The organism is Streptomyces sp. NPDC030840 (assembly GCF_055572015.1).
The window spans coordinates 214,557-220,636 of sequence record NZ_JBVIEE010000005.1; the positions used below are offsets into that span (position 1 = coordinate 214,557).

Annotated in this window: 2 protein-coding genes; both read right to left on the reverse strand. The window is 71.6% G+C overall.

The genetic code is table 11. The features are described 5' to 3' along the window. Positions 1-36 precede the first annotated feature (36 nt). Positions 37-2,442 carry a SpoIIE family protein phosphatase gene (locus ACZ49J_RS13935; RefSeq protein WP_467447883.1) on the reverse strand — a complete coding sequence of 802 codons (2,406 nt, stop codon included), beginning with the start codon at positions 2,440-2,442 and terminating at the stop codon, positions 37-39. A gap of 73 nt (positions 2,443-2,515) precedes the next feature. Next, positions 2,516-6,080, reverse strand: a 3,565-nt coding sequence (locus tag ACZ49J_RS13940) for a HAMP domain-containing protein (RefSeq protein WP_467447884.1), incomplete at its 5' end; no start/stop codon positions are given.

The window sequence follows — 6,080 nt, forward strand, 5'->3', positions numbered from 1 at the left end:
ACGCCTCAAGGCCGAGGGCAGATCTGACCGCCGCGCTCACCCGACCCGGATGCCCACGATGCACGTGTCGTCGTCGGTGTCGGACCTGCTGTAGGTGAGCAGTCGGTCCAGCTGCTGGTCGAGGGTGCTGGGCGCCGTACGGGCGGTGGTCAGCAGGTGGGACAGGGATTCCTCCACGGACCGGTCGCGGCGCTCGATCAGGCCGTCCGTGTACATCAACAGGGTGTCCCCGGCGGCCAGTTGCATCTCGGCTTCCTCGTACACCGCCTCGGGAACGGCTCCGAGGAGCAACCCCTTGACCAGGGGCAGGGGAGCCGCCTCGCCGTCCCGGACCAGCACGGGCGGCAAGTGGCCCGCCCTGGCCCAGCGCAGCGTCCGCCGGACCGGGTCGTACAGACCGCACACCGCCGTCGCGGTGACGGCGCCCGTCAGATGGTGCGCCACGATGTTGAGCCACGACAGCAGCTGGCCCGGCCCGGCGCCGGTCACCGCCAGTCCCCGCAGCGCGTTGCGCAGGACGACCATGCTGGTCGCGGCCTCGATGCCGTGGCCGGCCACGTCTCCCACGCACAGCAGCACCCGCCGGGACGGCAGCACGACGGCGTCGTACCAGTCGCCGCCCACCAGCTGTTCGGTCTCCGCGGGCCGGTAGCGGACGGCCACCTGCAGGCCGGGCACCCGCAACGGTGCCTGGGTGGGGGGCATGATGGCGTGCTGCAACTGCAGGGTCAGCCGGTTGCGTTCACTGGCCTGCTGCTCGGTGTGCGCCAGCTGGTCGCGGGTGGCGGCGAGCGCCACCTCGGTCCAGTGCTGGGCCGAGATGTCCTGGCAGGCGCCGCGGACCACGAGCAGCCGGCCGTCGGTGTCGAGCACGGGTTCGGCGACGATCCGGATGTGGCGGGTCACCCCCTCCGGCCGCTGCAGCCGGAAGGCCGCTGCAGCCGGACGGCAGTGGTGCAACAGCGTGCGCAGGAAGCGGCGGATGGAGACCCCGTCGTCCGGGTGCGCGTGCGCCGGCAGTTCTTCCAGGGGCACCGGGGTGCTCGACCGCGGGCGCCCGTAGAGGTCGAACAGCTGCCCGTTCCAGGTGATCTCGCCGGTCAGTACGTTCTCCTCGAAGCCGCCGATACGGCCGAGGCGCTGGGCGTGCTGGAGCAGGCTCGCCAGCCGCGCCGTCTCGTCCTCGATGCGCCAGATCAGGAGGACGGCGCTGCCGTGCCGGCTGATGCTGATGTCCGCGACCGCCGAGAGCGGAACCTGGTCGACGAGTGCGGTGAGGTTCATCCGGCGGGCCCTGAACGGCTCGCCCGTGGCGTACACCCGCTCGACCCGCTGGAACAACTCGCTCTCCCCAACGGCCATCGGATAGGCCTCCAGGAGCAGCGCCCCGCCCACGACCGCCCGCGGCCGGCCGGCCGGATCCAGGAAACGACTGTTGACGTGCTGGATGCGGAAGTCCACCAGGTGCCCGTCACCGTCCAGGTGCGGCACCAGGACCAGGGCCGGATCGTGCAGCCCGTCCGCGAGATCCATCAGCTCCGCCGCGTCCGGCAGGACGCGCGGTTCACGGGACGCGCCGTGCGGCGGCGTGTACGTCTCCAGCGTGTGGGCGCACAGCTCGGCCAGGGCCTCCACCTGACGGACGATCTGTGGGGGCTGCGGCGCCAGGGGGGTGGGCCAGGCGATCTCCAGCACGCCGTGGATGCGCCCTCCGGTGCCGGCGGGCAGGGCGGCCCTGCCGCCGTCCGCATGGTGGTGCAGGCCGATGCTGGGCAGCCCGGTCTCCCGGAGCGAGGTGATCCACCGCCCCTCGCGCTCGGTGAGGCAGCGCCGCGCCACCGTCACCACGTCCGGTGGGACGTAACGCCAGCGCACGGCCTCAGCCGGTGAGAACCCGGCGCTGCCCGCGAGGCTGAGTGAGCCGTCGGCCCCCGCCGCCCATATGGCGACGGCCACCGCGCCGAGAGGGCCCAGCGCCTGCGCCAGCAGGGCGTCGGCGACGGCCTGCGTGTCGTCCGCGGCCAGCACCCCGCTCTCCGCCGCGCGCAGACGTACGGCGGCCGACTCGGCCTCCACCGCGTCGGCGGCCCTGGTGGCGGCGACGAACGCGTCCGTCACCTCGGACATCCGGTCCCGGGCGGCCTGGTTGATGACGTCGACCGCGAGTTCCAGGGGGGTGACCTGGGCCTGCTCGGCCAGCTCGGCGAGCTGCCGGGCGGCCTGGGCGGGCCCGTACTTCAGCCGTTCGACCAGGATGCCCTTGGCGAGCTCGACGAGGGCACGCCCCTCGGCCTCCGCCTGGGCGGCCCGCACCTCCCGGCTGAGCCGCTCCACGGTGGCCGCCAGCCTGCCCACCGGAGTCGCGGACGCCGGGGCGGTGACGGATTCGGGCTGCGGCTCACGGCCCTGCCCCGGTTCGGGCGGATGCTCGGACGTGCTCACGGTGTGGATGCTCCTCGGCTCGAGAGCCCTGGGACGCGGAACGGCGGGCGCTGCGGGACGGGCACCGGCCCGCTCATGCGGGCAGCCAGCGCCGGACGCAGGCGATGAGTTCGCGTGTGTCGACGGGCTTGGTGACGTAGTCGCTGGCGCCCGAGGCGAGGCTTTTCTCCCGGTCGCCGGGCATCGCCTTCGCCGTCACGGCGATGATGGGCAGCTCGGCGTACTGCGGCATCCTGCGGATCTCCGCCGTCGCCGTGTAGCCGTCCATCTCCGGCATCATCACGTCCATCAGCACGAGCGCGACGTCAGGGCTGTTCACCAGCGTCTCGATGCCCTTGCGCCCGTTCTCGGCGTGCAGCACCCGGAAGCCGTGGACCTCCAGCATCCCGCTGAGCGCGAACAGGTTGCGCGCGTCGTCGTCGACGACGAGGACGGTGCTGCCCGTCGCCACGTCGGCGGGAGGCGGCGTCAGGTGCTGCGGCTCCTCCGGCCGGACCAGGGACAGCACGTCCCCGGGTTCCTCGGCCGACAGGTGCAGGGCGATGCGTTCGCGCAGGTCGTCGAGACTGGACAGGAACTCCAGTGCCCCGCCCGCCGAGCGGGACCGCAGCGTCTCCTCCAGGGCCGCGTCCGTGCGGTGACCGCGGTGCACCAGCACCGGCACACTCGCCAGCGCCGAGTCGCCCTCCAGTGCCTGAAGGAAACGGGACGCCTCGCCCTCCCGCATGCCCAGCTCCAGGACGACGCAGTGGCACGGTTCGGCCGCGAGGGCGCCGGCCGCCTCCTGCGCACCGACGGCGGTGATGATGTCGACCGCGGGCCGCTGCCCGCCGTCGTCGCGGCCGTGCGTCAGATCGGCGACCACGCTCTCCGCGACGAGGGTCAGCAGACCGCGCGGCCGCTCCTCCACGACGAGCAGGCGCCGGGGCCGCGGTCCGGGCCCGGACCGCGGCCCCGGCACCGGGCGGGACGACCCCTCGGGCAGGGGCGCGGCCGAAGCCCGCTCCGACGTCGCGCCGTGGCTGACCACGTCCTCGAAGTCGGGACGGGCCACGGGCAGGAACAGTGTGAACGTGCTGCCCTGCCCCGGCGCGCTGTCCACCGTCACGGCGCCCCCGAGCAGTTGGGCGATCTCCCGCGTGATGGACAGACCGAGGCCGGTGCCGCCGTACTTCCGGCTCGTCGTGCCGTCCGCCTGCTGAAAGGCGCCGAAGATCGTCTCCAGCTGCTGTTCCGGGATGCCGATGCCGGTGTCCTTCACGCGGAAGGCCACGACGGCGCTGCCCCGGATCACGTCCGCGGGCACCTCGTGGTCCGCCGCGGGCTCGATGTTCAGCTCCACGCCGCCCTGCTCGGTGAACTTCACGGCGTTCGACAGGAGGTTGCGCAGCACCTGGCGCAGCCGGGAGTCGTCCGTGAGCAGGTCCGCGGGGGCACCGGGGGCGGTCGTCACCGTGAAGTCCAGGCTCTTCTGGGTCGTCATGGGCCGGAAGGTGGCCTCGACGTACTCGATGAGGTGCCGCAGTGCCACCCGCTCGGGCGTGACGTCCATCTTCCCGGCCTCGACCTTCGACAGGTCGAGGATGTCGTTGATGAGCTGGAGCAGGTCCGATCCGGCGGAGTGGATGATCTGCGCGTACTCGACCTGCTTGGGCGTGAGGTTGCGGGAGGGGTTCTGGGCCAGCAACTGGGCGAGGATGAGCAGGCTGTTGAGCGGGGTGCGCAGCTCGTGGCTCATGTTCGCCAGGAACTCCGACTTGTACTTGGAGGCCAGCGACAACTGCTGGGCACGGGTCTCCAGTTCCTGCCGCGCCTGCTCGATCTGCAGGTTCTTCGCCTCGATGTCCCGGTTCTGCGTCACCAGCAGCGAGGCCTTCTCCTCCAGTTCCGCGTTGGAGCGCTGCAGTTCCTCCTGCTGTACCTGCAACTCGGCCGACCGTGCCTGGAGTTCGGCCGTCAGGCGCTGCGACTCGACCAGCAGCTCGTCGGTACGGGCGTTGGCCACGATCGTGTTGACGTTGACCCCGATGGTCTCCATCAGCTGGGCCAGGAAGTCCTGGTGGATCTGGGTGAAGGGGGTGACCGACGCCAGTTCGATGACTCCGAGGACCTGGCCCTCGACCACGATGGGCAGCAGCACCAGCGCGCTCGGCACCACCTGGCCGAGCCCCGAGGAGATGGTCACGTAGCCGGGCGGCAGCTCGTCCACCACGATCGTGCGCCGGCTGCGGGCCGCCTGGCCGACCAGGGTGCGGCCGAAGGCGATACGGGCGGGCCGGCTGCTGTCCTCGGGGTAGCCGTAGGAGCCGACGAGCCGCAGTTCGGGCCCGTCGTCACCCTCCTCGGCCAGGTAGAAGGCCCCGTACTGGGCCGACACCAGGGGCACCAGTTCGTCCATGATCAGCTCGGCGACCACGGGCAGGTCGCGGTGGCCCTGCATCAGGCCCGAGATCCGGGCGAGGTTGGTCTTGAGCCAGTCCTGCTCCTGGTTGGCGCGGGTGGTCTCCCGCAGGGACCCCACCATGGAGTTGATGTTGTCCTTGAGCTCGGCGACCTCGCCGGACGCCTCCACGGTGATCGAACGCGTCAGGTCGCCCTCGGCGACGGCGCTCGCGACCTCGGCGATCGCGCGGACCTGCCGGGTCAGGTTGCCCGCCAGCTCGTTGACGTTCTCCGTCAGACGCTTCCAGGTGCCCGAGACGCCCTCCACCTCGGCCTGTCCGCCGAGGCGTCCTTCGGTGCCGACCTCGCGGGCGACGCGGGTGACCTCGTCGGCGAACGCCGACAACTGGTCGACCATCGTGTTGATCGTCGTCTTGAGTTCGAGGATCTCGCCGCGCGCGTCCACGTCGATCTTCTTCGACAGGTCACCCCTGGCCACCGCGGTCGTCACCAGCGCGATGTTGCGGACCTGGCCGGTGAGGTTGCCCGCCATCGAGTTGACGTTGTCGGTGAGGTCCTTCCAGGTGCCCGCGACGTTCGGAACGTTCGCCTGTCCGCCGAGGCGTCCTTCGGTGCCGACCTCGCGGGCGACGCGGGTGACCTCGTCGGCGAACGCCGACAGCGTGTCGACCATCGTGTTGATGACCTCGGCCAGCGCCGCCACCTCGCCCTCGGCCTCGACCGTGATCCGCTGCGACAGGTCGCCGCGCGCCACGGCGGTGGCGACCTGGGCGATGGAGCGGACCTGGCCGGTCAGGTTCGACGCCATCACGTTGACGTTGTCGGTGAGGTCCTTCCAGGTCCCCGACGCACCGCGCACCTGGGCCTGTCCGCCGAGGCGTCCTTCGGTGCCGACCTCGCGGGCGACGCGGGTGACCTCGTCGGCGAAGGCGGAGAGCTGGTCGACCATCGTGTTGATGGTGGACTTGAGTTCCAGGATCTCGCCGCGCGCGTCGACGGTGATCTTCTGGGAGAGATCGCCCTTGGCGACGGCGGTCGCCACCAGCGCGATGTTGCGGACCTGGCCGGTGAGGTTGCCCGCCATGAAGTTGACCGAATCGGTGAGGTCGCGCCAGGTGCCCTTGACGCCCTTGACGTCCGCCTGTCCGCCGAGGCGTCCTTCGGTGCCGACCTCGCGGGCGACGCGGGTGACCTCGTCGGCGAAGGCGGAGAGCTGGTCGACCATCGTGTTGATG